27 protein-coding genes are annotated in these 25538 nt (G+C 61.7%); 9 read left to right on the top strand and 18 right to left on the bottom strand.

The window, feature by feature from the left end:
* Positions 1-236: 236 nt before the first annotated feature.
* The 7 genes from AB4Z25_RS09690 to AB4Z25_RS09660 form a co-directional block, all read right to left on the bottom strand.
* Positions 237-2054, bottom strand: a complete 1818-nt coding sequence (locus tag AB4Z25_RS09690; protein WP_112537125.1) for a methyl-accepting chemotaxis protein — start codon at positions 2052-2054, stop codon at positions 237-239.
* A 345-nt stretch (positions 2055-2399) separates the two neighbouring features.
* Positions 2400-2867: a plant virulence effector HPE1-like domain-containing protein gene (locus AB4Z25_RS09685; RefSeq protein WP_112537124.1), complete on the bottom strand. Its 468-nt coding sequence runs from the start codon at positions 2865-2867 to the stop codon at positions 2400-2402.
* Positions 2868-2975: 108 nt separating this feature from the next.
* A complete protein-coding gene (gene purD, locus AB4Z25_RS09680) occupies positions 2976-4247 on the bottom strand; it encodes a phosphoribosylamine--glycine ligase (RefSeq protein WP_112537123.1) in 1272 nt (423 codons plus the stop codon).
* A 234-nt stretch (positions 4248-4481) separates the two neighbouring features.
* A complete protein-coding gene (locus AB4Z25_RS09675) occupies positions 4482-6416 on the bottom strand; it encodes a DUF2207 domain-containing protein (protein ID WP_442207947.1) in 1935 nt (644 codons plus the stop codon).
* Between the two features lie 40 nt (positions 6417-6456).
* A complete protein-coding gene (gene aroA / locus AB4Z25_RS09670; RefSeq protein WP_112538083.1) occupies positions 6457-7719 on the bottom strand; it encodes a 3-phosphoshikimate 1-carboxyvinyltransferase in 1263 nt (420 codons plus the stop codon).
* 74 nt (positions 7720-7793) lie between these two features.
* Positions 7794-8345, bottom strand: coding sequence for a LemA family protein (locus AB4Z25_RS09665; protein WP_112538084.1), 552 nt, complete (start codon positions 8343-8345; stop codon positions 7794-7796).
* Positions 8346-8449: 104 nt separating this feature from the next.
* Positions 8450-9409: a glycine--tRNA ligase subunit alpha gene (locus AB4Z25_RS09660; protein WP_112390529.1), complete on the bottom strand. Its 960-nt coding sequence runs from the start codon at positions 9407-9409 to the stop codon at positions 8450-8452.
* Between the two features lie 102 nt (positions 9410-9511).
* Here AB4Z25_RS09660 and AB4Z25_RS09655 point away from each other — a divergent pair, with 102 nt between their 5' ends.
* Together AB4Z25_RS09655 and AB4Z25_RS09650 are read left to right on the top strand one after the other, a co-directional pair.
* On the top strand, positions 9512-9784 hold the full coding sequence (locus AB4Z25_RS09655; protein ID WP_112538085.1) for a hypothetical protein: 273 nt from the start codon (positions 9512-9514) through the stop codon (positions 9782-9784).
* Entirely contained in the window at positions 9781-10101 is a 321-nt protein-coding gene (locus AB4Z25_RS09650) for a type II toxin-antitoxin system RelE/ParE family toxin (RefSeq protein ID WP_112538086.1), read from the top strand. Before AB4Z25_RS09655 ends, AB4Z25_RS09650 begins: the two co-directional genes overlap by 4 nt.
* A 5-nt stretch (positions 10102-10106) precedes the next feature.
* Here the strand turns inward: AB4Z25_RS09650 and AB4Z25_RS09645 are convergent, their stop codons facing one another.
* Both AB4Z25_RS09645 and AB4Z25_RS09640 read right to left on the bottom strand, forming a co-directional pair.
* Entirely contained in the window at positions 10107-10298 is a 192-nt protein-coding gene (locus AB4Z25_RS09645; protein WP_112538087.1) for a hypothetical protein, read from the bottom strand.
* A gap of 21 nt (positions 10299-10319) precedes the next feature.
* On the bottom strand, positions 10320-11180 hold the full coding sequence (locus tag AB4Z25_RS09640; RefSeq protein WP_112538088.1) for a S49 family peptidase: 861 nt from the start codon (positions 11178-11180) through the stop codon (positions 10320-10322).
* 187 nt (positions 11181-11367) lie between these two features.
* Between AB4Z25_RS09640 and AB4Z25_RS09635 the strand changes: the two genes are divergently transcribed.
* Positions 11368-12708 carry an Nramp family divalent metal transporter gene (locus tag AB4Z25_RS09635; RefSeq protein WP_112538089.1) on the top strand — a complete coding sequence of 447 codons (1341 nt, stop codon included), beginning with the start codon at positions 11368-11370 and terminating at the stop codon, positions 12706-12708.
* On the opposite strand, the gene AB4Z25_RS09630 is transcribed toward AB4Z25_RS09635, so the two are convergent.
* Both AB4Z25_RS09630 and AB4Z25_RS09625 read right to left on the bottom strand, forming a co-directional pair.
* Entirely contained in the window at positions 12705-13481 is a 777-nt protein-coding gene (locus tag AB4Z25_RS09630; protein WP_112538090.1) for a methyltransferase, read from the bottom strand. The genes AB4Z25_RS09635 and AB4Z25_RS09630 overlap by 4 nt on opposite strands.
* Before the next feature lie 4 nt (positions 13482-13485).
* Positions 13486-13713, bottom strand: coding sequence for a putative signal transducing protein (locus tag AB4Z25_RS09625; protein ID WP_112390537.1), 228 nt, complete (start codon positions 13711-13713; stop codon positions 13486-13488).
* A 108-nt stretch (positions 13714-13821) separates the two neighbouring features.
* Between AB4Z25_RS09625 and AB4Z25_RS09620 the strand changes: the two genes are divergently transcribed.
* From AB4Z25_RS09620 to moaB, 4 genes are all read left to right on the top strand, one after another.
* Positions 13822-14838, top strand: a complete 1017-nt coding sequence (locus tag AB4Z25_RS09620) for a polyprenyl synthetase family protein (protein WP_112390538.1) — start codon at positions 13822-13824, stop codon at positions 14836-14838.
* 130 nt (positions 14839-14968) lie between these two features.
* Positions 14969-16801, top strand: coding sequence for a tetratricopeptide repeat protein (locus tag AB4Z25_RS09615; RefSeq protein WP_112538091.1), 1833 nt, complete (start codon positions 14969-14971; stop codon positions 16799-16801).
* Positions 16802-16807: 6 nt separating this feature from the next.
* Positions 16808-17689: a 4-(cytidine 5'-diphospho)-2-C-methyl-D-erythritol kinase gene (locus AB4Z25_RS09610; RefSeq protein WP_112538092.1), complete on the top strand. Its 882-nt coding sequence runs from the start codon at positions 16808-16810 to the stop codon at positions 17687-17689.
* A gap of 1 nt (position 17690) precedes the next feature.
* The gene (gene moaB / locus AB4Z25_RS09605; protein WP_112538093.1) at positions 17691-18236 is read left to right on the top strand and encodes a molybdenum cofactor biosynthesis protein B; all 546 of its coding nucleotides are present in this window, start codon (positions 17691-17693) and stop codon (positions 18234-18236) included.
* Positions 18237-18238: 2 nt separating this feature from the next.
* On the opposite strand, the gene AB4Z25_RS09600 is transcribed toward moaB, so the two are convergent.
* Positions 18239-18757 (bottom strand): glycosyl transferase, encoded by a 519-nt coding sequence (locus AB4Z25_RS09600; protein WP_112538094.1) that lies wholly within the window; start codon positions 18755-18757, stop codon positions 18239-18241.
* Positions 18758-18895: 138 nt separating this feature from the next.
* Between AB4Z25_RS09600 and AB4Z25_RS09595 the strand changes: the two genes are divergently transcribed.
* A complete protein-coding gene (locus AB4Z25_RS09595) occupies positions 18896-20053 on the top strand; it encodes a PA0069 family radical SAM protein (RefSeq protein ID WP_112538095.1) in 1158 nt (385 codons plus the stop codon).
* A gap of 219 nt (positions 20054-20272) precedes the next feature.
* Positions 20273-20965 (top strand): ribonuclease HII, encoded by a 693-nt coding sequence (locus AB4Z25_RS09590; protein ID WP_112538096.1) that lies wholly within the window; start codon positions 20273-20275, stop codon positions 20963-20965.
* 330 nt (positions 20966-21295) lie between these two features.
* Here the strand turns inward: AB4Z25_RS09590 and AB4Z25_RS09585 are convergent, their stop codons facing one another.
* The 6 genes from AB4Z25_RS09585 to AB4Z25_RS09560 all read right to left on the bottom strand — a co-directional run bounded on the left by AB4Z25_RS09585 (position 21296) and on the right by AB4Z25_RS09560 (position 25433).
* Positions 21296-21787, bottom strand: coding sequence for a F0F1 ATP synthase subunit B (locus AB4Z25_RS09585; protein WP_112390545.1), 492 nt, complete (start codon positions 21785-21787; stop codon positions 21296-21298).
* Between the two features lie 3 nt (positions 21788-21790).
* Entirely contained in the window at positions 21791-22432 is a 642-nt protein-coding gene (locus AB4Z25_RS09580) for a F0F1 ATP synthase subunit B (RefSeq protein ID WP_112538097.1), read from the bottom strand.
* A gap of 78 nt (positions 22433-22510) precedes the next feature.
* Entirely contained in the window at positions 22511-22738 is a 228-nt protein-coding gene (locus tag AB4Z25_RS09575; protein WP_003588243.1) for a F0F1 ATP synthase subunit C, read from the bottom strand.
* Positions 22739-22804: 66 nt separating this feature from the next.
* A complete protein-coding gene (locus tag AB4Z25_RS09570; RefSeq protein WP_112538098.1) occupies positions 22805-23557 on the bottom strand; it encodes a F0F1 ATP synthase subunit A in 753 nt (250 codons plus the stop codon).
* A 71-nt stretch (positions 23558-23628) separates the two neighbouring features.
* Positions 23629-23970 (bottom strand): AtpZ/AtpI family protein, encoded by a 342-nt coding sequence (locus tag AB4Z25_RS09565; protein ID WP_112538099.1) that lies wholly within the window; start codon positions 23968-23970, stop codon positions 23629-23631.
* A gap of 281 nt (positions 23971-24251) precedes the next feature.
* A complete protein-coding gene (locus AB4Z25_RS09560; RefSeq protein WP_442207946.1) occupies positions 24252-25433 on the bottom strand; it encodes a cell wall hydrolase in 1182 nt (393 codons plus the stop codon).
* Positions 25434-25538 lie beyond the last annotated feature (105 nt).

Here is a 25538-nt window from a genome sequence, read left to right as displayed (position 1 = left end):
CCGGCGCGGTCTGATACCGCTTGTGCGAGCGAGTCCGTGAAGACCGCTTATACCGCTGCTTAAGAACATGCTGCGGCCGGCAAGAGGACAATGGCATAAAAACGACTAAAAAAGCCTTAAAAAGTAAGTCTTACGAACAATAAAATCATTTTAAATCATATAGTTATGCAAAATCACCGGGCAAATGCCCGGTGATTTTAGATCATCTGTTATCGCGTGTTTTGGAGCGCGGGAAATCAGGCCGCGCGGCGTGTGCGGACCATGTCCTGCTGGCTGTTTCCGATGCGGAAGCCGCGGATCAGGCCGAGCAGTTCGTCGGTATCGGCAGCGAGCGTTTCTGCCGAAGCGGTGGTCTCTTCGGCCATCGCTGCGTTCTGCTGCGTTGCCGCATCCAGCTGGTTCATCGAGGACGAGATCGAGCGCAGCGTGGAGTCCTGTTCGGACGCGCTGTGAGCGATCTTGGCGACGATTTCGTTGGCCGACTTGATCTGATCGGAGATGCGCTTCAGGGCTTCACCAGCCTCGCCGACCAGACGGACACCCTGGTCGACCTGGCTGGAAGAGCGGGCGATCTGATCCTTGATCTCCTTGGCGGCAGCGGCAGAGCGCTGAGCCAGTTCGCGAACTTCCTGAGCGACGACGGCAAAGCCCTTACCGGATTCCCCGGCACGCGCTGCCTCGACACCGGCGTTCAGAGCCAGCAGGTTGGTCTGGAAGGCGATCTCGTCGATGACGCCGATGATCTTGCCGATCTCGTCGGAAGACTTCTCGATACCGCTCATCGCGCTGATCGCTTCTGTAACAACCGCGTCGCTGCGGCTGGCTTCGGTGCTGACGGCATGAACCCGTTTGCTGGCTTCATGGGCGCCCTCGGCCGTCTGGCGGACGGCGACCGTGAGCTCGTCGAGAGCAGCCGAGGTTTCTTCCAGGCTGGCAGCCTGACGCTCGGTGCGCTGCGAGAGTTCACCGGATGCGCGGCGGATCTCTTCCTTCGCCATGCCGATATCGCCGCCCTTGGCACTGACCTTGGCCATGGCCGCCTCGAGGTGCGAGAGAGCCTCGTTGAAGTTGTCGCGGAGGGCTGCGTATTTCTGGCCGATGTCGCCGCAACGGACGGTCAGGTCACCCTGAGCGATCTGTTCCAGCGCCTGGCCGATGGTGGTGACGACACGGGTCTGTGCGAGAGCTTCATCGCGCTGGCTGCGCTGGTTGCTTTCGCGCTCGCTCTCGAGCTCGAGCTGCTGAACCGCTTCACGCTCGGTCATGGCGTGACGTTCGCGAACCTTTTCCTGCAGCGACCGCGTGGCGCGGGCCATCATGCCGACTTCGTTATTAAGCTCGGTATGCGGGATCTTTGCATCGACGCGCTCGTTGGCAACGGCCTCGAGTGCTTCGTGGACATCCTTGAGCGGCCTGGAAATGCCGCGAATGAAGTAGAACGCGGCGCCGATGCCGGCGAGGAAGACGATGCCGCAAGCGATGAAGGCCTTCCACAGCGTCGCGTCGATCTGCGCCTGCAGGTCATCGAAATAGACGCCGCAGCCGACGACCAGCTGCCAGGGATCGAAGGCCTTGGAATAGGCGCCCTTCAGGAATACTTCCGTCTCCGGCTGACCGGGCTTGCTCCAGAAATAGATCGTTTCGCCGCCGCCGGCCTTGCCCTTTTCGACCATTTCCTTGCTGAAATGGGTGCCGCGCTTGTCGACCTGGCCGCTCATGTCCTTGCCGATATTGACCGGGCTTGGATGGAAGCGCTGGAAGACGTTGTAGTCGAAGCCGAAGAGATAGCCGTTCGGGTCAAACTTGACCTTGGAGAGAACCTTGAACGCCTCGGCCTGGGCGGCCTCATGCGTCATCTCGCCAGCCTTCTCACGCTCATAATAGGTGTTCAGGATGGAGATGCCGGACTCGACCTGCGTACGCAGCAGATCGAAGCGGTCTTCGTAGATGGATTGCGACGTTGTGCGGATCTGGAAGTAGGTGGCAACCGCGAAGGCCGCCATGAGGACACCGACAAGAGCAAAAAGCTGATGGGCAATTTTAAGCTTTTTCATAATTGTCTCGCGAAAGTGGTGAAATTTATAAAACACCGGATCGGGAAACTCCCGTCCTTTGCGCGTGTCACCACGCACTTTCAGCAAGCGCAATCATGCTCGCTCCGGCCTCCGGTGGCTAGAATTATGGTGAATGGTTAAACGATGAATTAACGATATCGGCGCGCGGAACGGTCAATTATGAGTCCCGTTTTTTCGCATAAGCGCATGCGTTGTATGCGTAATTTATCATTCAATCAAAATAAAGAATGCGCCCCTGCTTCTCTCAGGAGCGCATTCAATCCGCGCTAAGCGGACCCCAGCGATCAAACCTTGACCGGGTCAGGGGCAGGGAACTTTTTGCTGCTACATGCGCAGCTTGAAGGAGGAAATGTCCAACGGCGCGGTTTGTTCCGTCTCTGCCGTCATACCTGCCGTGGCCGGCTTGGCGTCGAGGCCGATGACCGAGGTCGTGGCGGTCGGATCGATGCCTTCTGCGGGCGCGGCGTTCTTGTCGAAAGCCTGCAGGACTTCGGGCGTTGCCTTGGTGACGAAGACGACAGGCGATCCGCCCATCCAGCCTTCGGTGCGGTAGAGCTTCTTTTCGCCGCCGACATCGCGCAGTTCACTGGCCTGCAGCGAACCGGACGCCAGGGTCGGAACGGTGTAATCCTTCTTGCGTTCGGTGACGGCAAGCGGCGGGCAGCTGGTGCAGGTTTCCTTGAGAATGCTGCCATTGCCTTCAGGCGCGGTTGGCTTGATGACATCGATGGACGATGCCATTGCCGAACCGGCGATAAGGGCGATTGCCGCACCGAGGATGAACTGACGCATGAACGCTACTCCGTCTGACTATGAACAGGAGAATAGCGCGTCTTTATTTCCATCCGGTCAGGGGAAAGGGTAAAAATTTAGCGAACTGACCCGATTTCGGGCCAGCTCTTAAGTATTTTCGCGCTCGACTGCGCGCCAGCCGATATCACGGCGGCAAAAACCATTGTCCCACTCGACCTGATCGAGCAGCGCATAGGCATGGCGCTTGGCATCGCTGACGCTGGTGCCCGTTGCCGTGACGTTGAGTACGCGGCCACCGGTGGCAACCAGCTGGCCGTCCTTCAGCGCCGTGCCGGCATGGAAGACCTTGGCCCCCTCGCCCGCTTCCGGGATTGAGGCGATCGGCGTGTTCTTGTCATAGGAACCCGGATAGCCCTTCGAGGCCATCACAACCGTGAGCGCCGGATCGTCGCTCCATTCGGCACTTGCCTGATCCAGCGTGCCGTCGGCGCAGGCCAGCAGCAACGGCAGCAGATCGCTCTTCAGGCGCATCATCAGCACCTGGCATTCCGGATCGCCGAAGCGGACGTTGTATTCGATCAGTTCCGGGCCCTTGGTGGTGATCATCAGACCGGCAAAGAAGACGCCCTGGAACGGATAGCCGCTTTCGGCCATGCCGCGCATGGTCGGCTCGATGATTTCCTTCATCGTGCGCTCGACCATCTCTTCGGTCATCACAGGTGCCGGAGAATAGGCACCCATGCCGCCGGTATTGATGCCGGTATCGCCCTCGCTGACGCGCTTGTGATCCTGGGCCGTCGCCAGCGCCAGCGCATGCTTGCCATCGGACAGGCAGAAGAAGCTCGCTTCCTCGCCATCGAGATAGGCCTCGACCACGACTTCCGCACCGGCAGCGCCGAAGGCGCCTTCGAAACAGTCGTCGACGGCGGCCAGCGCCTCATCGACGGTCATTGCCACGGTCACACCCTTGCCGGCTGCCAGGCCATCGGCCTTGACGACGATCGGGGCGCCCTGCTCGCGGATATAGGCCTTGGCCTTCGGCGCGTTGTTGAAACGCTGATAGGCGCCGGTCGGGATATCGTAGCGGGCACAGATATCCTTGGTGAAACCCTTGGATCCCTCGAGCTGGGCAGCGGCCGCGGACGGGCCAAAGACCTTGAAACCGGCAGCGCGGAGCGTATCGGCTAATCCGGCGACCAGGGGCGCTTCGGGGCCGACGACGACGAAATCGATCGCCTTGTCGCGGCAGAAGGCGATGACCGCGTCCTGGTCTTCGGTATTGATGGGGGCGAGGACCGCATGCTCGGCAATGCCGGGATTGCCGGGCGCTGCATGGAGTTCCGTCAGCAGTGGCGACTGCGCCAGCTTCCAGGCGAGAGCATGCTCGCGGCCGCCCGAACCGATCAACAGAACCTTCATGCGCGATCCCTTTCCGTTTTCCGCTTGGCGGTTAAGCGGAGCGGGGCGAAAGGTCAAGTGTTGGGGTGATTAATAGGCTCCTCTGTGCCGCGCGGCCCCCTCATCCGGCCCTACCGGGCCACCTTCTCCCCGCTGGGGAGAAGGGATCGGAGACGGTGCGGCAACTCCCCTTCTCCCGGGGAGAAGGTGCCCGAAGGGCGGATGAGGGGGCTACACTGTCGAACCTAAACGACTCTACCAGCCCCCACCACCACCGCCACCTCCGCCGCCACCGGACGAGCCGCCACCGCCGGAGAAACCCGACGACGAGCTGGAAGGCGGTGGGCTCGGGATCGTCGAGGCGATGGTGGATGCCATCGAGGACGAGAAGCCGCCGATGCGATCCGAAAAACTGCCGCTGTTGAAATTGCCGGAATACCAGGTGGGCGCATAGGCCGCGGCAGCGCCGGCTGCGGCGGCGGCCAGCCAGGTCTCGAAGGTCCGGCTCCAGGGCTTTTCGACACCGAGCGCCACCGCATAGGGCAAGAGCTTTTCGAAATGCTGGGGCGACATTTCCGGCGCGCCCGCCATGTTCATCCGGTCTTTCTCGGCAAGCGTCAGATATTGCCGGAGACCATCGATGCCATCCATCATCTTGGCGCCGAGCATGGTCGGGGCGCCCATGATGAAGACGTAGAGCATGTTGAGGAAGACGATGCCGCCGACCGCGAAGAGCATCGGCGTTTCGTGAAGCTCCATCAGCGACGAAAAGAGAGCAAGCGCCAATGAGGAGACGATGGAGAAACCGATGAAGCCGCCGATGCCGATCGCCACGACCGACATGATCTTCGAGCCGAGCGAATGGCCGCGCCGGAAAGATTTTGCGAAACCGGCAACGAACAGCGAGAGGAAGGCGACGACGGCGATCGGGATGATCATCAGCGCGATCGTATCCGGCTGCAGCGAACCGAACACGAAGAGAATGATCAGTACCGCGACGCTGAGCACGACGCCGCCCGTCACATAGCCGGTATTGGCGTTATAATATTTGCCGCGATGTTCGCGCTCGATCGCTGAGCGGAAATTCTGGCCGACGGATTTCACCCGCTCGCCATTGGCCTTGTCGATGGTGAGCGATCCGCGGCTGCCGACGGCGTTCAGCAGGCTCGCCTCGCCCGCCTCGAATTTTTGGCCGACATTGGGCTTGTCGGTGCGGCGGATGACGATCGACTGCTTGAGATCCTCAAGCACGACGAAGCCGCGCACCGCAAGGTTCAGCGCGCTCGCGGACAGCGCCGTCCAGCCCTGGCCGGAGAAGCCCTTGTTGTCGATGTAGTTCACCAGCGCCGGCGAGATATTGTCGGGCGCATCCCAGCGCGGCACGACGACACCGCGGGCCGGATCGCGCCCGACCCTCAGCCAGGAGCGGGTGTAATAGAGGAAGACCAGGATCAGGCCGCCGAAGCCGATGAAGTAATCGCGGTTATCCTTCAGCCACCAGATGTTCTGATCGGATTCACTCGGCGGATCGATGGCGCCCTTCGGGAACTTGACGGCGATCGTCAGTCCCTCCTCGGCGTTCAGCGGCTGCGTCGTGGAAAAGACCGGGCGCGTGTTGTTGCCGGAGACGCGGGCGTTCTTGTCCTTCGCGCCGAAGGGGCCGGTGAAGAAATTGGTATCTGTAGCGCTGACGCCATCAGGCAGATTGACCGTCGCGGTGGCGGCCATGATCGGGAAGATCCAGCCGTTGCCGGTGACGTTCCAATAGAGTTCGTCATGATCGGCAAAATAACGGATTTGCCGGTTCGTCCGGTAGGTGAAGACATATTGATGGCGGCCGGGCGAAAGCATCACGTCTTCCGAACCCGCATAGATGCGGATGCCGCCGGAGATCGATTCCGTTTTCCAGGGCTCGTCATTGCCGTCACGGGTCACCGAGACGACGTCGAAATCGACGCTGCGGAGGCGGCCGTTCTCATCGGTGAAGGTCAGCGGGAAATCGCGGAAGATGCCGCGGCGGATACGATTGCCCTCGGCATTGACGGTGATGGTTTCGGCCACCGTCATCGCCCCGCTCTTCTCGAGCCGGATATCGGAATTGAAGGAGGAGATGATCTCCGCGCCAAGTGCCGTGCGCACCGTCAGCGCCATCAACAACGCCAGGCACACGCCCAAAGACCGCAGGATCATTCCACCCCTCCCCGATCGCGGCAGATGCCGCTTTGTTATCTCAACTTTCGTTGGCGTAGGTGACGCCGAGTGCCGCCAGCATGCGCCAATAGGCCGGAACCGTCTTGCCGACGCAATCCGGATCCAGAATGGTGATGCCGTCGATCTTCAGACCGGCCAGCGCAAAGCTCATGGCGATGCGATGATCGGCAAAGGTATCGATCGACGCCGGCAGATGCCGACCGGCAAGCTTCGGATCGGCATTGACGATCAGGTCGTCGCCTTCCTCGCGTGCCAGACCGGCGCGGATCTGCGTCAGACCGGTCGATAGCGCGCGGATACGATCGCATTCCTTGACGCGCAGATTGGCGATGCCGACGAAACGGACCGGCGTGTTGTTGAAGGCTGCGAGAACGGCGAGCGTCGGCACCGCATCCTGCATCTGCGAGCCGTCGATTTCGGCCGGCAGGTTCGGGAACTTGGCGATGACGTCATAGGCCTTGGCATCCGGTTGGGTGAAGGCGGCATTGGGAACGCCGAGATCGATCTTGCCCGAGGTCAGCACTTCGGCGGCCCAGAAATAGGTCGCAGCCGACGCATCCGGCTCGATGACGTAGTCGGCAGCCGTATAGCCGGTCGGCTCCACGCGCCAGGTGACGTCGCTGGTCTTCTCGACCTTGGCGCCGAAGGCGCGCATCGCCGAGGTCGTCAGGTCGATATAGCCGAGAGCGCCGATATCCTCGCCGAGTAGCTCGATCGTGACGGGCTTGTCGCCGCCCGCCGCCATCATCAAGAGGGCCGAGACATACTGGCTGGACAGACCGCCATCGATCTCGATGCGGGTGGCATCGAACGTGCCGGTGCCGTTGACGGTCACCGGCGGGCAGCCTGTTGCCGTGCTGGCATCGATGCCGAGCGTGCGCAGCGCATCGACCAGCGGGCCGATCGGGCGCTTGCGCATGTGCTGGTCGCCATCGACGACAACGGTGCCATCGACGAGTGCGGCGGCAGCTGTGAGAAAGCGGGTGGCGGTGCCGGCGTTGCCGAGGAACAGCGGTTCCTTCGGCGCCTGCAGCTTGCCGTTGCCGGTGACGACGAAGCTGGTGTCATCGGGCTCGTCGATCTGAACGCCCATGGCCCGCAGGGCTTCGGCCATATAGCGGGTATCGTCGCTTTTCAGCGCGCCGGTCAGCCGGCTGGTGCCCTCGGCGAGACCGGCCAGCAGCAGCGCCCGGTTTGTGATCGACTTGGAACCGGGAGGCACCGCGCGGCCTTCGAGCGGCGCCTTGACCGGGATGATGGTGAGTTTCTTGTCTGTACCCATGACGATTGTATTCCGTCCATTACGCTTAAGCCGTGACCGGCCTGCTCATAGCAGCTTTTGCGCAAAGACAAACGTCAGAATTTGACTGTGGGAACGGCGCGATCGGCCTCGTTGGTGATCTCGAAATATTCCTTCTTCTGGAAACCGAACTGACCGGCAACCAGATTGGAAGGGAAGCTCTCGACCTTGACGTTCAGATCACGCGCGGCACCGTTGTAATAACGGCGGGCCATCTGGATTTCGCTTTCCATGGTTTCCAGCGAGGTCTGCAGCTCGGCGAAGTTCGTGTTCGCCTTCAAATCCGGATAGGCTTCGGCAAGCGCGATGACCCGGCCAAGGGCCGCGCCAAGCAGGCCTTCCGCCTGCGCCCTGCCCGCGACATCGCCAGCGGGAACCGCCTGCGCCTTGTTGCGCAGTGCAACCACCTCTTCCAGCGTGCTCTTTTCGTGGGTGGCGTAGCCCTTGACCGTCTCGATCAGGTTCGGGATCAGATCGGCACGGCGCTTCAGCTGAACATCGATGCCGGACCATGCCTCCTCAGCCATCTGCCGGGCGCGGACGAGGCCGTTATAGATGAAAATGGCATAGAGGGCGATCAGGACGATCAGGCAAAGTATGATGTACATCAAGAATCCCCCGCAACGGAAATAGAGTTGCGGCGAGACTATGCATGTTGCGAAGAATTGTCATCCGGGAACTCACGCGATCGTGAGCTCCCCAAAGCGGTTATTTACGCGGCGTCTTTCGCCAGGTTCACCCCACCGGCATCCGTCAGCAGGAAGGCCTCACCGCAGGCTTTGGCCAGCGTGCGGACGCGCAGGATGTAGCCCTGGCGTTCGGTGACCGAGATGACGCCGCGGGCGTCGAGCAGGTTGAAGACGTGGGAGGCCTTGATGCACTGGTCGTAGGCCGGGAAGACGCATTTGTGGAGGCGGTGATTGTCGCTGTCGCCGGGAGCGCCGGCGGCGAGAAGCGCCTGGCATTCCTTCTCGGCATCAATGAAGTGGCGATGCAGCATCTCGGTATTGGCGAATTCGAAATTATGGCGGGAATATTCCTGCTCGGCCTGCAGGAAGACGTCGCCATAGCTGATCTTCTCATCGCCATCGCGGCCGTTGAAGTTCAGGTCGTAGACGTTGTCGACGCCTTGGACATACATGGCGAGGCGCTCGAGGCCGTAGGTCAGCTCACCCGCGACCGGCGAGCATTCGAGACCGCAGACCTGCTGGAAATAAGTGAACTGCGAGACTTCCATGCCGTCGCACCAGCATTCCCAGCCGAGACCCCAGGCGCCCAGCGTCGGGCTTTCCCAGTCGTCCTCGACGAAACGGATATCGTGCAGCAGCGGATCGAGGCCGATCGCCGCCAGCGAGCCGAGATAAAGCTCCTGCAGGTTCGGCGGGTTCGGCTTCAAGATGACCTGATACTGATAGTAGTGCTGCAGGCGGTTCGGGTTTTCACCGTAGCGGCCATCGGACGGGCGGCGCGACGGCTGGACATAGGCAGCCTTCCATGGCTTTGGGCCGAGCGCGCGCAGCGTCGTTGCCGGATGGAACGTACCGGCGCCGACTTCCATGTCGTAAGGCTGCAAGACCGCACAACCCTTGTCCGCCCAGTAATTATGCAGGGTGAGGATCAGCGCCTGGAAGGAGCGCTTCGGGTTCATATGGTCGGGGATCGATGCAGACATTGGAAGTCACCGGTTGCTTATTTTGCCGGGACAGGTGCCACGGCGGGGGACAAGGGTCAATAGATAACGTATGATCGCAATGGTTTCGAACGGATGCAGCCTATGAACGTCAAGACGACCGTGACGCTATCGGATGAAGACCTCCGCTTTGCAGAAGAACTCGTGGAAGCGGGCCGCTTTCCGAGCGTGTCCGATGTGATCGGCGAAGGGCTGTCCCGGCTGCGGCTGGAGGAGAGCGAGAGCGATCCGGTTGCCGGGATGGCGGATGAGATCCGGCGGCGGATGGAATTGCCGCGGGATCAGTTTATCAACATGGAGGACGACGATCTTTTCGAGCGCGTCCGCAAGCGTCTCAACTCCAGGCCTGCGCGATGAGCGAGCGTTACCGCCTGCGGTATCATCCAGGCGCGAGCGACGACCTCTTCAATATTTTCACACTGATCGAGGACTATGCTGGAACGCAGATTGCGAACCGCAAGCTTTCTGAAATCGAGCGGGTGACCAAGGGACTGACCGACTTCCCGCACAAGGCCTCGCCGCGAGACGAAGTGCAGCCCGGCCTTCGCGTTTTGCCCGCTGCCGAAAAGGCGGTCATCTGCTTTACGGTTGACGATGCGGACAAGTCCGTCTTGATCCTGGCAGTCGGCTATGCCGGCTCGGATTGGGCCGCACGCGTCAAAGAGAGACGCTAGCGCGCCTACTCCTCCTCCCGCTTCACCCGGTACTCCCCCGTCACCGGGTCCTTCACCAGCGTGCCAACAGCGCCCGTCTGGCGCTCTTTTTCGGCGCGGCGGGATTTTTCCTGCAGGCGCTGGGCGTCGGAGATGAAGCGGCGGTAGAGCCACCAGCCGGCGCATATCAGGATGATAACAGTAAAAAGCTGCGCCATTGCCCCTCGTTCCGCCCCTTCTTATAGTCCGAACCGGCTCCACAATGCCTTTTCTTCGGCTGCTTCGACAAGTCCCGTCGCGAGACCGGATGCCGCACCGTCGAGCGACATGCTGGAGATGCCGGGAACGCGGCGGCCGAAGAGACCGCGGGCAGCGGTGACGAGTTCCAGTTTGGTCTTGTGGCCGTAGCGCTTCTTCAGCTCCTGGCGCATGTCGCCGAGGCCATCGATCAGACCGAGTTCGAGGCCGCGCGTGCCGGTCCAGAACAGGCCGGAGAATACCGTCTCGTCATCCTTCAATTTGCCGGCGCGGCGCTCGCGCACCATCGCGATGAAGACCTGATGGATCTCGAGCTGCAGGGTCTTCAGGTACTCGATGTCCTTTTCCTTCTCCGGCTGGAAGGGATCGAGGATCACCTTGTTTTCGCCGGCGGTATAGACGCGGCGCTCGACGCCGATCTTCTTCAGGAGCTCCGGAAAGCCGAAGCCGCCGGAGACGACGCCGATCGAGCCGACGATCGAGGTCGGGTCGGCGATGATCTCGTCACCGGCCAGCGCGATCATGTAGCCGCCGGAGGCCGCGACGTCCTCGACGAAAACAAGCACCTTCTTCTGCTTCTCGCGGGCGAGCTCGCGGATGCGGGTGAAGATGAGGCGCGACTGCACCGGCGAGCCGCCCGGCGAATTGATCGAGATCGCGACAGCCGGTGCATCCTTCACGGAGAAAGCCTTTTCCAGCATCGGCGCGACCGAGGCCAGATTGAGCGCCGGGCGGAACTGGTTACCGCCGCTCATGATGGCGCCCTGGAGCCTGACGACGGGAATAACCACCCCTTCCTTTCGGAAGCGCTTCGGCATCAGCTTTCTCAAAAATCCGGCCATTTCAAATCCTTCTTCGCGTTTCGGCGTCGCAATCCATGTATGCAGCGGAACGGCAAACGCAATGGGTGCGTTCCGAAAAGACCCGGAATGCAGGCGAATGACCGTTGTTGCGATTTCTTGTTGCGAATGACTTGCATTATCATTCTAATCGGTCATAGTGCGAGAATAGGAAACAGGTGGAAATGACATGGATGTTTTGAATCCGCAGAGAAAAGGCGGCTGGCGGTTCGACCGCGAGGAGGCTTCGCTCTCCGACGTCTATCGCAGCGTCAACACGAGACGCGACGGATCGAAACTCCGCAGGATCGCCGCCTTCGCCGGTCCGGGCTACATGGTCGCGGTCGGCTATATGGACCCCGGTAACTGGGCGACGTCCCTCGCCGGCGGCTCGAAGTTCGGCTATGCGCTGCTGACGGTGGCGCTGCTGTCGAACCTGATGGCGATCGTGCTGCAATCGCTCTGCGCGCGTCTTGCCATCGCTTCCGGCCGCGATCTGGCGCAGGCCTGCCGCGATGCGTTTCCGAAGTGGGTATCCATTCCGCTCTGGGCCTTTGCCGAAATCGCCATTATCGCCACCGATATCGCCGAGGTCATCGGCACGGCGATCGGCCTCAACCTGATCTTCGGCGTTCCGCTGGAACTCGGCGTGCTCATCACCGCGCTCGACGTCTTCCTCATTCTCTACCTGCAGAAGATGGGCTTCCGCTGGGTCGAGGCCTTCATCATCACCCTGCTCGGCGTCATCGCCGTCTGCTTCGGCGTACAGATCCTGCTCGCCGATCCGCAGTGGGGCGCCGTGCTGACCGGCTTCTTCCCGACGACCGAGATCGTCACCAATCCGGAGATGCTCTATCTAGCGCTCGGCATTCTCGGCGCCACGGTGATGCCGCATAATCTCTACCTGCATTCGGGCATCGTGCAGACCCGCGACTTCGGCCACACGCTGCCGGAAAAGCGCGAGGCGCTGACTTTCGCGACGATCGACTCGACGGTTGCGCTGTGTTTCGCGTTGCTGATCAACGCCTCGATCCTGATCCTGGCTGCCGCCGCCTTCAATGCCAACGGCCAGACGAACATCGTCGAACTCGGCGAAGCGCATTCGCTGCTGGCGCCGCTGCTCGGTCTTGCGATTGCCCCGACGCTGTTCGGTATCGCCCTGCTCTGCTGCGGCCTAAATTCAACGGTGACGGCAACGCTTGCCGGCCAGATCGTCATGGAAGGCTTCATCAAGATGAAGGTGCAGCCATGGGTGCGCCGTCTCATCACCCGGGCGATCGCCATCATCCCCGCCGCCTTCGTCACCATCTGGTATGGCGATGCGGGGACGGCGGAACTGCTGATCCTGACGCAGGTGGTGCTCAGCCTGCAGCTCTCCTTCGCTGTCTTCCCGCTGGTAATGTTCACCGCCAGCAAGGCGAAGATGGGCGAGCTCGTGGCGCCCCGCTGGCTCTCGGCAATCGCCTATCTGATCGCCATCGTCATCGCCGGGCTGAATATCAAGCTGCTGCTGGATTTCATGATCGGCTAAAGCCGCTCATAGGCCGCGCGGCCATTGTTGAAATCATCGACAAGAGGGGAGAACTTGTGGCTCCCCTCTTCGTGCATGATCAGCGGCGCCCGCAGCGAAAGCCGCGCCCGCGAACCCTTGATCGCGGTCAGCAGGATACGGACCGCGATCTCACCCTGGCGCGGATGAATGGCGGTGATCTCGATGCCGCCGAAGCGGCGGCCGCAGGCGGCGATGATTTCGGCGATCGATTCCGGGCGGGCGATCAGCGACAGCTGGCCGCCGGGGACCATGATGGCGCCGGCGGTGCGGATCCAGCTCTCGAACAATCCCTCGGTCATCGCATGCGCCTCGGCCTTCAAGGCATCCGGCGTCTTGCGGTCTCCAGCATCGTTGAAGGGCGGGTTCATGATGACGTGGTGGAAGACTTCGTCGAGGAGACCCGCGTCGTTGCGGGCCTTGGCAGTCAGCGTCACATCGGCTTCGACCACGGAGACGCGGCCCGTCATATGGGCATTCTCCGGCAGCGCTATGCTGCGCCGTGCATAATCCGTCATTTCGGACGAACGCTCGAAAAGCACGGCTTCCGCCTTCGGCAGCCGTGACGCAACCGCCAGACCGGCCGCACCCGCCCCTGCACCGAGGTCGGCGACCTTGATAAACCTGTCGTCGGCAACCAAAGCGGCGAGCAGCATCGCATCCATGCCCGAGCGGTGCCCCCGGCCCTTCGGCTGAACGATATGGAAGCCGCCGCGGTGGAAGGCATCGATCGTTTCGGAAACCGCTGGCGTCATCGGCTCACTTTTCCGCGCGCAGCTCGTCGGCCAGACCGGCATCGGTGAGGATGCGGCGGGCCTGGGCGGCGCGCTCGTCGTCAACCAGCAGGCGGCGCGGCAGCATGCCGAGCGAACCTTCCAGAATGCTCATGCCCTGATCGGCCACGAAGCAGTGAATTCCGGCGTCCTTTAACAGGCTCTCCGCAAAAGAGAGCAGGACGGGATCGTTGGCGCGGATAAGTTCATGCATTTGCGGTCAATTCCGTTTCAAATTTGCGCTACGCGACAATTCACCCCTTGCCGCTTCTCCCGCCCCTTTCTATTGTCGAACTCAATGAGTGAACAGGAGTCCGGGTCGTTGGGCGTGGTCATACCGCTTGAAGAAAGCAAAAACAAACTGGCATCCGTCAAGCCGCTGGTCGATTTGACAAAGGCGGATATGGATCGGGTGAACCAGCTTATCCTTTCCAAGGCCGGTTCCGACGTACAGATGATCCCGGAGGTTGCCAACCACCTGATCTCCTCCGGCGGCAAGCGTCTGCGCCCGATGCTGACGCTCGCATCGTCCTGTCTGTTCGGCTACAAGGGCGAAAACCACATCAAGCTCGCGACCTCGGTCGAATTCATGCACACGGCAACGCTCTTGCATGACGACGTGGTGGACGAAAGCGATCTGCGCCGCGGCAAGTCCACGGCCCGCACCATCTGGGGTAACCAAGCCAGCGTTCTCGTTGGCGACTTCCTGCTCGGCCAGGCTTTCCGCATGATGGTCGATGTCGGCTCACTCGATGCGCTCGACGTTCTCTCCTCGGCTGCCTGCGTCATCGCCGAAGGCGAAGTGCTGCAGCTTTCTGTCGCCAAGAACATGGAAACCACCGAGGACGACTATCTCTCGGTTATCCGCGCCAAGACGGCGGCTCTCTTTGCCGCGGCGGCCGAAGTCGGCCCGATCGTTGCCGAGGCCGGCAAGTCCGGCCGCAACGCGATGAAGTCCTACGGCATGAATCTCGGCCTCGCCTTCCAGCTGGTCGACGATGCGCTCGATTACGGCGGCAAGGCTGCCGATCTCGGCAAGAATGTCGGTGACGATTTCCGCGAGGGCAAGATAACCCTTCCTGTTATCCTGGCCTACCGCCGCGGCACGCAGGAAGAGCGGGCCTTCTGGCGCGATGCGATCGAGGGCGGCAACAGCACCGATGCGAACCTCGAAAAGGCGCTCGGCCTGATCACCAAATACGGCACGCTGAACGATACGATCGCCCGGGCGGTCCACTATGGCACGATCGCGCGCGACGCCCTGGCGCCGCTTCCCGATACGCCCTGGAAATCGGCCATGATGGAAGTCATCGACTTCTGCATCGAGCGCGTCAACTAATCAAAGGTCTTTGATCGCGGGCTGATTTTGTTGCAGGGCCGCTTCAAAAAAGCCATCCTGTTGTGAATCAGTCATTGCCACTGATTTCGCGGCCGGAGCTTTGCCGGCCGCATTGAAGAGAGGTTTTCTAATGCGGCAGAGATTTGCCATCCGTCTTCTTTCGAGCGCAGCCCTTGCAGCCGTCCTTTCGCTCGGCGCATTGACCGGCGCGCATGCCGAAGACGCGGCGAAGACGGAAGAAGCCAACCCGACCGTGATGTTCGATCCGGATACGGTTTCCACCTTCTCCGGTGCCTTCCTTGCTGCCCGCACCGCCGATGTCGATCACGACTACAAGACGGCAATCGAGCTCTACAAGAAGGCGCTGCAGATCGAGCCGGGCAATCCGGAAATCCGCCAGCGCCTGATGATCTCGCTGCTGCTCAGCGGCGATTTCAAGGAAGGCGTCAAATACGCCAACGAACTGAAGCTCGACCCGAGCATCGAGCGCGTGACCACCGTCGTGCGCAGCATGGATGCCGTCAGCCGCGGCGACTACAAGGGCGCCGAAGCGATCCTGAAATATGATGGTCCGAACGATCTCGACCGGATGATGAACGACCTGCTGTCGGCCTGGTCGCGCCTTGGCGCCGGACGCGGCAAGGAAGCGCTGGCGATGGTCGAGAAGATGAAGGGACCGGACTGGTTCCGCATCTTCCAGAACTACCATGCCGGCGCGATCGCCATCGTCAACGGCAATATCGCCTCCGCTCGCAAGCATCTGAACGACGCGGTGCTCGACAAGGATGGCGGCGCTACCGCCCCCGACACGTTCATGCGCTCGATCATGGCGCTGGCCCGCCTCGAGGCATCGCAGGGCAACAAGCAGAAAGCGCTGGACGCCATCTCCGTCGGCGATAACCTGCTGCCGAACTACGCGCCGCTGAAGGCGCTGCGCCAGAGCATCGAAAGCGGCGAGAAGCCGAAACAGCAGGTCGAGAACGCGGCACAGGGTGCGGCCGCCGTGCTCTTCTCCGTCGGCGCCGCGCTGAACCGCGATGGTGCCGAAGACATCGTTTCGCTCTACCTGCAGACCGCCAATGCGCTCGATCCCGACAGCCCCGATACGCTTGTTCTGCTCGGCGGCATTGCCGAGAAGCAGGAACAGATGGATCGCGCCATCGAGTTCTATCAGAAGGTTCCGGCGGATTCGCCGATGCGCCGCATCTCCGAACTGCAGCTCGGCCTGGCGCTCGCCCAAGGCGGCAAGGTTGACGAGGCCCGCAAGCATCTGCAGCAGCTGATCACCTCCGACCCGAGCGATATCCGCAGCTACCTCGCCTATGGCAGCGTCCTCTCCGACGCCAAGGACTATCCGGCGATGGCAGCCAATTACGACAAGGCCGTCGAGGCCATCGGCGCGCTGCCGGGTCGCTCTGACTGGACCGTGTTCTTCCAGCGCGGCATCGCCTATGAGCGCCTGAAGAAGTGGGATCAGGCCGAGCCGAATTTCCGCAAGGCGCTGGAACTCAATCCGGACCAGCCGCAGGTTCTGAACTATCTGGGCTATTCCTGGATCGACATGAACAAGAACCTCGACGAAGGCCTGACGATGATCAAGAAGGCCGTCGATCTCAGACCTGACGACGGCTACATCATCGACTCGCTGGGCTGGGCCTACTACCGCCTCAACCGTTTCGACGACGCCGTTGGTGAGCTGGAGAAGGCCGCTGAAATCAAGGCTGGCGACGCGACGATCAACGATCACCTTGGTGATGCCTACTGGCATGTCGGCCGCAAGCTCGAGGCCGTCTACCAGTGGAACCGGGCGCTGAACTCGCAGCCCGAGGAAGCCGAGATCCCCAAGATCAAGGACAAGATCGCCAACGGCCTGAAGCCCGAGAACGACGACGCCAAGTCTGCCGACAAGAAGCAGCCGGACCCGGCGCCGGTCGCTCCCCCGCCCGTCGACAAGAAGTCCTGATAGCGCATGCCGGATGCGGAGAGCCGCCGTTTCACGGTGACTGAAGACGCGCCTGCGAAAATCAATCTGGCCCTGCATGTGACGGGCCAGAGAGACGATGGTTACCATCTGCTCGACATGCTGGTGACCTTCACGGCGCATGGCGACCGGCTGAGCTTTACTTCTGCCGATAGAGACGGCTTTACCTTGGGCGGCCGCTTTGCCGCTGACATCGGCGGCGAGCCGGGCAGCAATTTGGTACTGAGGGCGCGCGACCTCCTGCGCCAGGCGGCTTTCGCCCAGGGTGGCCACGCGCCTGCGGTTTCCATCCATCTCGAGAAGAACCTGCCTATCGCCTCGGGGATCGGCGGCGGCTCTGCGGATGCGGCTGCGGCACTGCGCGGCTTGCAGCGCTTCTGGAATGTGCGCGTGCCACCCGATATCCTTTCGGCGCTCGCCCTTCAGCTTGGTGCCGATGTGCCGATGTGCCTGGAAAGCCGACCGCTGATTGCCCGTGGCATCGGCGAGGAGATCGAGCGCGTCGCCCTCCCCAGGCTGTTCCTGGTATTGGCCAATCCGCTGAAGGCCGTCTCGACGCCTCAGATCTTCCGGCTGCTGACCGAGAAGAACAATCGGCCGCTCGATCTTGCGGCCGGAGACTGGATGGCGGCGATTGCCGCCAACCGCAACGATCTGGAGCCGCCGGCACGCAGCCTGACGCCTGAAATCGCCGAGATCTCCGCGCTGCTTGCGGAGAGCGGCGCAGGGCTCGTGCGGATGTCGGGGTCGGGTGCCACCTGCTTTGGCATCTTCCCGTCCTTTCAGGCGGCAGAGACGGCGGCCCAGCAGCTTAACAGGCTGCGGCCGGACTGGTATTTCCAGGCAACGGAAACAGCCGCGGGAGAGTGACATGCCTGGCATAGACGAAAACCGCCCGTTCATCCCCGTCGGCATCGCCGTGCTGACCGTCTCGGATACCCGCAGCCTAGAGAACGACAAGTCGGGCGATACGCTCGCCGCCCGCATCGCCGAGGCTGGCCACAAGCTCATCGACCGCGCCATCGTGCAGGATGACAAACAGGCGATCGCCGCGCGCGTGAAGGCGTGGACGAAGACGGATGGGATCGACGTGGTCATCACCACCGGCGGTACCGGCTTTACCGGCCGCGACGTGACGCCCGAGGCGCTGGAGCCGCTGTTCGAGAAGCGCATGGACGGTTTCTCGGAAGTCTTCCACCGCATCTCCTACGACAAGATCGGCACCTCGACGATCCAGTCGAGGGCGACCGCGGGCGTTGCCAATGCCACCTTCATCTTCGTGCTGCCGGGCTCTCCCGGCGCCTGCAAGGATGCCTGGGACGGGATATTGAAGGCGCAGCTCGACTACCGGCACATGCCCTGCAATTTCGTGGAGATCATGCCGCGGCTTGACGAGCATCTGAAGCGCCGCGGCTGATTCTAGCGAGCGGCGCGCGCCACCCAGGAAGGAATCAATTCACTGGAAAGCTGCCTGAGCTTCTGGCCCTTGGGGAATTCCGACAGCCGCATGCCGCTCTTTGCCGAGGCGATCGCCTGGTTCTTGGGGACAAGATAGGCAAGCTCCAGCGGCGGCACCGAGCGGCCGAGACGCTGCAGCAGCGGACGGCGATAGGCACGCGAGGCGGTGAAGCGGGCGGGCAATCTGTTCAGCGCCACATATTCGGCGATCTCGTCGATCCAGCCCACCTGCGGGCGTGCGCCGGGCTCGACGAAGAGCAGCCATTCGCCACGCGCCGAGCGCAATATGTCATTGATATCCCACTCAGAATGAAAGCGGCAACCGGCCGCGTCCGCCACCCGCGAGGTACCGTCGCGCGAGCCATGGTCGAGCACCACGACATCGCTAACGAGGCCTTCGACCGCGCCTGCGACCAGGACCGATAACGTCTGCGCCAGCTCCGGTTCCTGATCCTGGCACTCGAGAACAACTGTCAACATTGCCCATTTATAATGCGCCGCACAAAACTTTGCCAGCGCGACTTTCCTCATTTTGTTCTTGCATTGTTCTCATTTTCTGATTAGGAATTTAATCATCAAGAACGGGCGAAGGCAACGCCTCCGCTGCGGGAGAATCCGATGAACGAACAGTCCCTTGCAGGGCAGGCCGCATTCGCGCCTGCCAACACGGCAGATATTGCCGAAGCGCTGATCGCCCAGTCTGGCCTGCGCGTGGATGCCGAACGCCGCCGCGGACGCGGCGCCGGGCTCAATCCCGGCGGACGGTTCGAGCCGCAGAGCCGCGAGGCCTTCGACGACGGCTGGCAGACGCTGGAAGAACTGCCGCCCTTCAAAACCGAAGTGCAGATCGAAAAGCCACGCACGGCGATCACCCGCAACGAGTCGCCCGACATTCCCTTCGACCGGTCGATCAACCCCTATCGCGGCTGCGAGCATGGCTGCATCTATTGCTTCGCCCGGCCGAGCCACGCCTATATGGGGCTTTCGGCGGGGCTTGACTTCGAAGCCAAGCTCTTTGCCAAGCCGGATGCCGCCAAGCTTCTGGAGCGCGAACTTGCAAAGCCCGGTTACAAGCCGCGGGTGATCGCGATCGGCACCAATACCGATCCCTATCAGCCGATCGAAAAGGAATGGCGCATCATGCGGCAGATCCTCGAAGTGCTCGACAAGGCTAATCATCCCGTCTCGATCGTCACCAAGTCGGCGATGATCATGCGCGATATCGATATCTTGAAGAGCATGGCGGAACGCGGTCTGGTGCGCGCCTCGCTGTCGGTGACGACGCTCGACCGCAAGCTGGCGCGGACCATGGAGCCCCGCGCCTCGACACCGCCGCGGCGGCTGGAAGCGATCCATGCTCTGAGCGAAGCCGGTATCCCGACGTCTGTCATGGCGGCGCCTGTGATCCCGGCGCTGAACGACCACGAGATCGAACGCATTCTCGATGCAGCGCATGCTGCCGGTGCGCGCGAGGCGGGCTATGTCATCCTGCGGCTGCCGCTGGAGGTCTCGCCGCTGTTTCGCGACTGGCTGCTGCAGCATTATCCGGATCGCTACCGGCACGTCATGTCGCTGGTGCGCTCAATGCGCGGCGGCAAGGATTACGACGCCGATTTCGGCAAGCGGATGAAGGGTGCCGGCCCCTATGCCTGGCAGATCGCCCGGCGCTTCGAGATGGCCACCAAGCGGCTCGGCATGGTCAGGCGCAGCATGCCGCTGCGCGACGATCTCTTCGTGCCGCCCGATGGCAGCGGCGTGCAGCTGTCGCTGCTCTGAGACTTCCCGCCCGCTGGCACGGGCGCGAGGAGAAACGGCGCGTCCGTTTCGAACGGCAGGCAGACGATGCCTGCTGAGGAATTACCCGCAGGAGACCGCCGCCCTGGTCTGTTGCACGCCGCGAATGGGTCCCCTGCCCCTTCGCGGTCCTAGCCCCCGGCCCGCCGCCCTGTTCCGGGGGCTTGCAGGAAATCGGGTTGGCGTGCGAGGTTCAGCCGCATGAAACGTCGCACGCCACCCGATTCTCCTCTGCTTTTTGAAGACGCGCCGCTCACTCCGGATTTCAAGCTGGAACTGAAGGCCCGCAAGGCCGGTCACTGGCCGGTTGCCGGTGCCGACGAAGCCGGGCGCGGGCCGCTGGCTGGTCCGGTGGTGGCTGCCGCCGTCATTCTCGATCCCAAACGCATTCCCGAGGGGCTGAACGATTCCAAGCAGCTCTCGGCGGCCAAGCGCGAAGAGCTGTTCGTGCAAATCCTGGCGACGGCAACGGTCTCGATCGCCTCATCCAGCGCCACCCGCATCGACGGTACCGATATCCGCAAGGCGAGTCTCGACGCGATGCGCCGGGCAATCTGCGGCCTTTCCCTTCCGGCCGCCTATGTGCTGACCGATGGCCTCGACGTGCCCCAGGGGCTCGACTGTCCCGGACAGGCGGTGGTCAAGGGTGACGCGCGCTCCGTCTCGATCGCTGCAGCCTCGATCGTCGCCAAGGTCACCCGCGACCGGATGATGACCCGCGCCCACCTCGTCTTCCCCGACTACGGCTTTGCCGCCCATGCCGGCTACGGCACGGCCCAGCACCGGGCGGGGATAGAGCAGCACGGCCCGTGTTCGCTGCACCGGATGACGTTTAGGCCGCTCAGGAAGGATGGGGCGGAGCTTGCGGTGACGCAGGAGATGCTTGGGGATTGAGGGTGCGGTGCGGGCTGACTTTATGTCACCCGTTGAACTTCGCTTCCGCAGATCAACCCAAGTTCAACGCTCGGCGTAGCTACCAAGGTTCGATTCCATCAGCGAACTGGCCCGCCCCCTCACCCTACCCTCTCCCCGAGGGGAGAGGGGAAGTTGACGCTTCGGCTCCCGTCCCTTCGCCCCTCGGGGAGAAGGTGGCCCGAAGGGCCGGATGAGGGGGCTACGGGCACAGTTGTCCACCATTTCGCGGCAATCACCGCCCCACCAACGCCCAAAAAACAAAAAGCCCCGCACGAGGCGGGGCTTTTCAATCCGTAAACACACCAAACCTTAGTTCAGGCGAGTCTTCACTTCGCCGACGGCGGTCTTGAAGAGATCGGCCTGGACCTTGCCTTCGGCCTTCTGGGCCAGCACGGTCTCGGCAGCGGAGATGGCGAGATCGACGGCGGCTGAACGGACAGCCTTCATCGCTTCGACTTCTGCCTGCTTGATCTTCTGCTCGGAAAGCGCGGTGCGGTTGGCAACGAACTCTTCGGTCTTCTTCTTGGCTTCAGCGGTCAGCATCTCTGCTTCGCGTTCGGCGGCCGCGACGATGTTCGCAGCTTCGGCTTCGGCTTCCTTGCGCTTGCGCTGGTATTCGGCCAGCAAGTGCTGGGCCTCTTCGCGCAGACGCTTGGCTTCCGCCAGTTCGTTGCGGATCTGATCGGCGCGGTCGTCGAGCGACTTTGCCATCATGCCCGGAACCTTCAGGTAGACGACCAGCAGGATGAAGAGAACGAGGCCGACAAAGGCGAAGAAAGTTGCATCAAGAGCAAATTCCATCGATCAACCCTCCTTCTTGGCGGCTGCGACAGCCGCTGCAACGTCAGCCTTGGCAGCGGTGCCACCGATCAGCTGCTGAACGACGGCGACAGCCGTTTCCTCAGCGATCGTGCCGACGTCTGCGAACGCCTTCGCCTTGATATCGGCGATGCGGCCTTCGGCAGCCTTCAGCTTTTCGGCAAGGCTTGCTTCGACAGCGCGGCGGTCGGCTTCAGCCTTGAGCTTGGCGGCATCGCGAGCGGCGGTGCCGATCTGATTGGCCTTGGAGCGGGCTGCGGCGAGTTCGCCTTCATAGGTTGCGACCGCTGCGTCGGCTTCGGACTTGAGGCGTGCTGCCTCGTCCAGATCCTGCGCAAGCCGGTTATGGCGCTGCTCGAGGATGCCGCCGATGCGCGGTGCGATGACCTTTTGCATGAGCACGAAGAAAATAGCGAACGTAATCACCAGCCAAAGCAGCTGGGATGCGTAGGTCGACGTATCGAACGGCGGGAAAACGCCGCCATGATGCTCGCCACCGGCAACGCCGGTTTCGGTATGGACCTCGCCAGCAGCCGGAGCGGCGTGCGGATCCGTACCGGTGGCTGCACCCGTTTCTGCCGTTCCCGCCGGAGCTTCTTCAGCATAGGCCGGGGTCACAAAAAACATGCTCACCTCCAGGTGTACTGCAAATGCAAAGGATCACGGCTTGCGGTCTGCAGGCCGTGATCCTTCAATCCACCGAAATTAAACGGCGAAGAGCAGGAGGAGAGCGACGAGCAGCGAGAAGATGCCCAGAGCTTCCGTAACGGCGAAGCCGAAAACCAGACGGCCGAACTGGCTGTCAGCGGCAGACGGGTTGCGCAGAGCGCCGGACAGGTAGCTGCCGAAGATGTTGCCGAGGCCGAGAGCTGTGCCGGCCATACCAAAGCAAGCCAGGCCTGCACCGATGAACTTTGCTGCTTCCGCTTCCATGTTGAACTCCTTGAGATGGTTGTTGCGGCGAATGACTGACGCCCTTTGACGTCGATGTCGTTATCCTTAGTGCCCGCCGGGATGGATCGCGTCGTTGAGGTACATGCAAGTCAGTACCGCGAAGACGTAAGCCTGGAGGAAGGCGACGAGGAACTCGAGACCGGTCAGGGCGACGGTCATGATGAGAGGAAGAATGGCACCGCCGATACCGAGTGCACCAAGGGCTCCGAGCGAGGCGACGAAGCCTGCGAACACCTTGAGCGTGATATGACCAGCGAGCATGTTGGCGAAGAGACGAACCGAGAGCGAAATCGGACGCGACAGGAACGAGATGATTTCGATCGTCACGACCAGCGGCAGAAGAATGCCGGGGACGCCTTGAGGCACGAAGACATTCAGGAAGCCAAAGCCGTGCTTATAGAAGCCGTAGACCAGGACCGTGCCGATGACGAGAAGCGCCAGCGCGAAGGTGACGATGATCTGGCTGGTGATGGTAAAGAAGTAAGGGAACATGCCGAGCAGGTTTGCCGTCAGCACGAACATGAAGAGCGAGAAGACCAGCGGGAAGAACTTCATCCCCTTGGTTCCGGCGCCTTCCTTCAGCATCGAAGCGATGAATTCATAGGACATTTCCGCGACGGACTGCGAGCGGCCGGGAACGATGGCGCGGTTCGACGTCGAGAAATACAGGAAGCCGGCGGCAACGGCTGCCGAAGCCACCATAAAGAGCGAGGCATTGGTGAACGAGAAATCAATCCCGCCGACATCGATCGGCACAATCTTCTGGATCAGGAACTGATGAGTCGGATCGTTAGACACCGCTTGTTCTCTCTTCTTTGGCCCGCGGGCGCGGGATCATCACAATAAGCGAAGCGCTGGCGCGCCCTGCCCTATTTGCTGCCGTTTCCGTTTCCAGGCTCGGGTTTTGCAACCTTGCCCGCGGCACGGAGAACGTTCAGAACACCAGCACAGAATCCGAGAAGCAGAAGAATAATCAACCCCCAAGGCGCCGTGCCGACAAAACGGTCGAGGAGATAGCCAAGCAGGGCGCCAACGATGATGGCGGAGATGAATTCGCTCGAAAGCTTCATCGCCTGGGCATAGCCTTTACGGCTTTCCTCGGCGCGGGCCTCGCTCGCCTGTTCGTCTCTCGCCTCTACGCGCTTTGCCTTGAGCTCTGCTCCCAGCTGCGCGCGGCGCCTGTCCAGACTTTCTTCCCGGTCATCCGACATGGTTCCTCCTCCTATGCCTCTATCCCCAATCCCGCTACCCCGGTCCTGTGGACGTCAGAGACATGGAATATAGAACCTTTCGGCCCGTTCTGAAGTCGCGCGCAACATAGTTTTAGGGATTGGTATAGTCAAGGCATAGGGCGCCTGCGCTCAGACATAAAATAATCGAGTGAGATCAAATACTTGATCTCAATTTAGGCGGCCTGGCAAAATTCGAGCGGGAGAATCCGCTTTATAGGCGCTGCAAGCTGCAGAGAATCCACAGCTTAGGCAGCTTCCGGTCAGCTCCAGCCGCCGCCATAGGTGCGGTAGAAGACGTGCAGACCGATACGGCCGACCTTCTCCATGGTCTTTGCCCATTTCGGACGGACATAGACGGCGTGGTAGTGGGTGGCGGAGCCAACCTGCGGCAGCCAGATCTTGCCCGCTGTCACCGCCATCGCCACTTCGCGGGCCATGCGCCAGTGATATTGCGAGTTCACGCGGTCCCTGATGTTGTCGCAGGCAAAGGAGAACTGGCAGCGGTTGCGCCAGTCTTCGTTCTGATAGACGACGCCGCATATGGTTTTCGGATAGGCCGGATTGCGGACGCGGTTGAGGATGACCTGGGCTACGGCCGCCTGCCCCTTCACCGATTCGCCGCGCGCTTCGAAATAGATGCCGGAAGCCAGGCACTGCTGCTCGGCGGCCGAAAACACTGTCGGCGGAAGAATGCTGGCGGCCCAGGCATGATCTTTGGCACCGATCTGCGGAACGAAGCGGCCGTCATTGGCGCTCTTGTCGGTGAGGATCGAATCGAAGGGCGACTGACGCGAATAGTCCGGGGCGGCCGGCGCATAGGCGGTTGCCAGCACATCCGGCTTGTTGTTGTTGACGAGGTCGGCGAGGAAGGTCGGCACCACGGTTTCCGGCTTGACCGGCTCCTTCTTATAGAAGGCGGTGGCTATCTCGATTTCCTTGCCCTTGATCTTCGGCTTCACGAAAGCCGACTTGTCCTTGAGATTGAAGCTGGGTTCGAACAGCAGCTTGGTGCGCTGGAGGATGGAGCCGGCGGTGAAGTCCTTCGGCGGCTGCATCTTCTCCACAGCGACGACGCGGCCCTTCTTCAGGCTGCGGTTGACGCGTTCTTCATCGGTGGTGTCCTCATGCCCCTTCCCTTCGGCGACGAAGGCGACCTTGCGGCCATCGGGCAGAACCATGCCGGCGCCGGCTGCGACCGTGCCGGTGACGATCGGATCGGCGAAGGTCAACTCCGCCTGATGGATGGAGCCGGCCGGCGAATTGGTCATCACCATGCGCCAGTTCTCGCGGCTCTCATCGAGACCGGCGAGCATCGCGGCTAGATCCGCATGCGAAACGATGCTGGGGAACGCGAGCCACCCGCAGATACCGAAGATCGCGGGTGAGATCCAGTTTTTGGGCAGATAACGCAGCTTGCTGCTGAAAACGCTCTGTCGACGCAACGCCAGACTCCGGAACACGGGACGCATGAACACTGCATTGAAAATCTCTCATTAACCTTGATGCTTGGTTAATTCGCCGTCCCGGAATCTATCCGTGAGCATTTT

This window comes from Rhizobium sp. RAF36 (genome assembly GCF_052114105.1).
Classification (GTDB): Bacteria; Pseudomonadota; Alphaproteobacteria; order Rhizobiales; family Rhizobiaceae; genus Rhizobium.
Note: the sequence above shows the minus strand (reverse complement) of the source record. Positions and strands in the feature narration are given on the sequence as shown.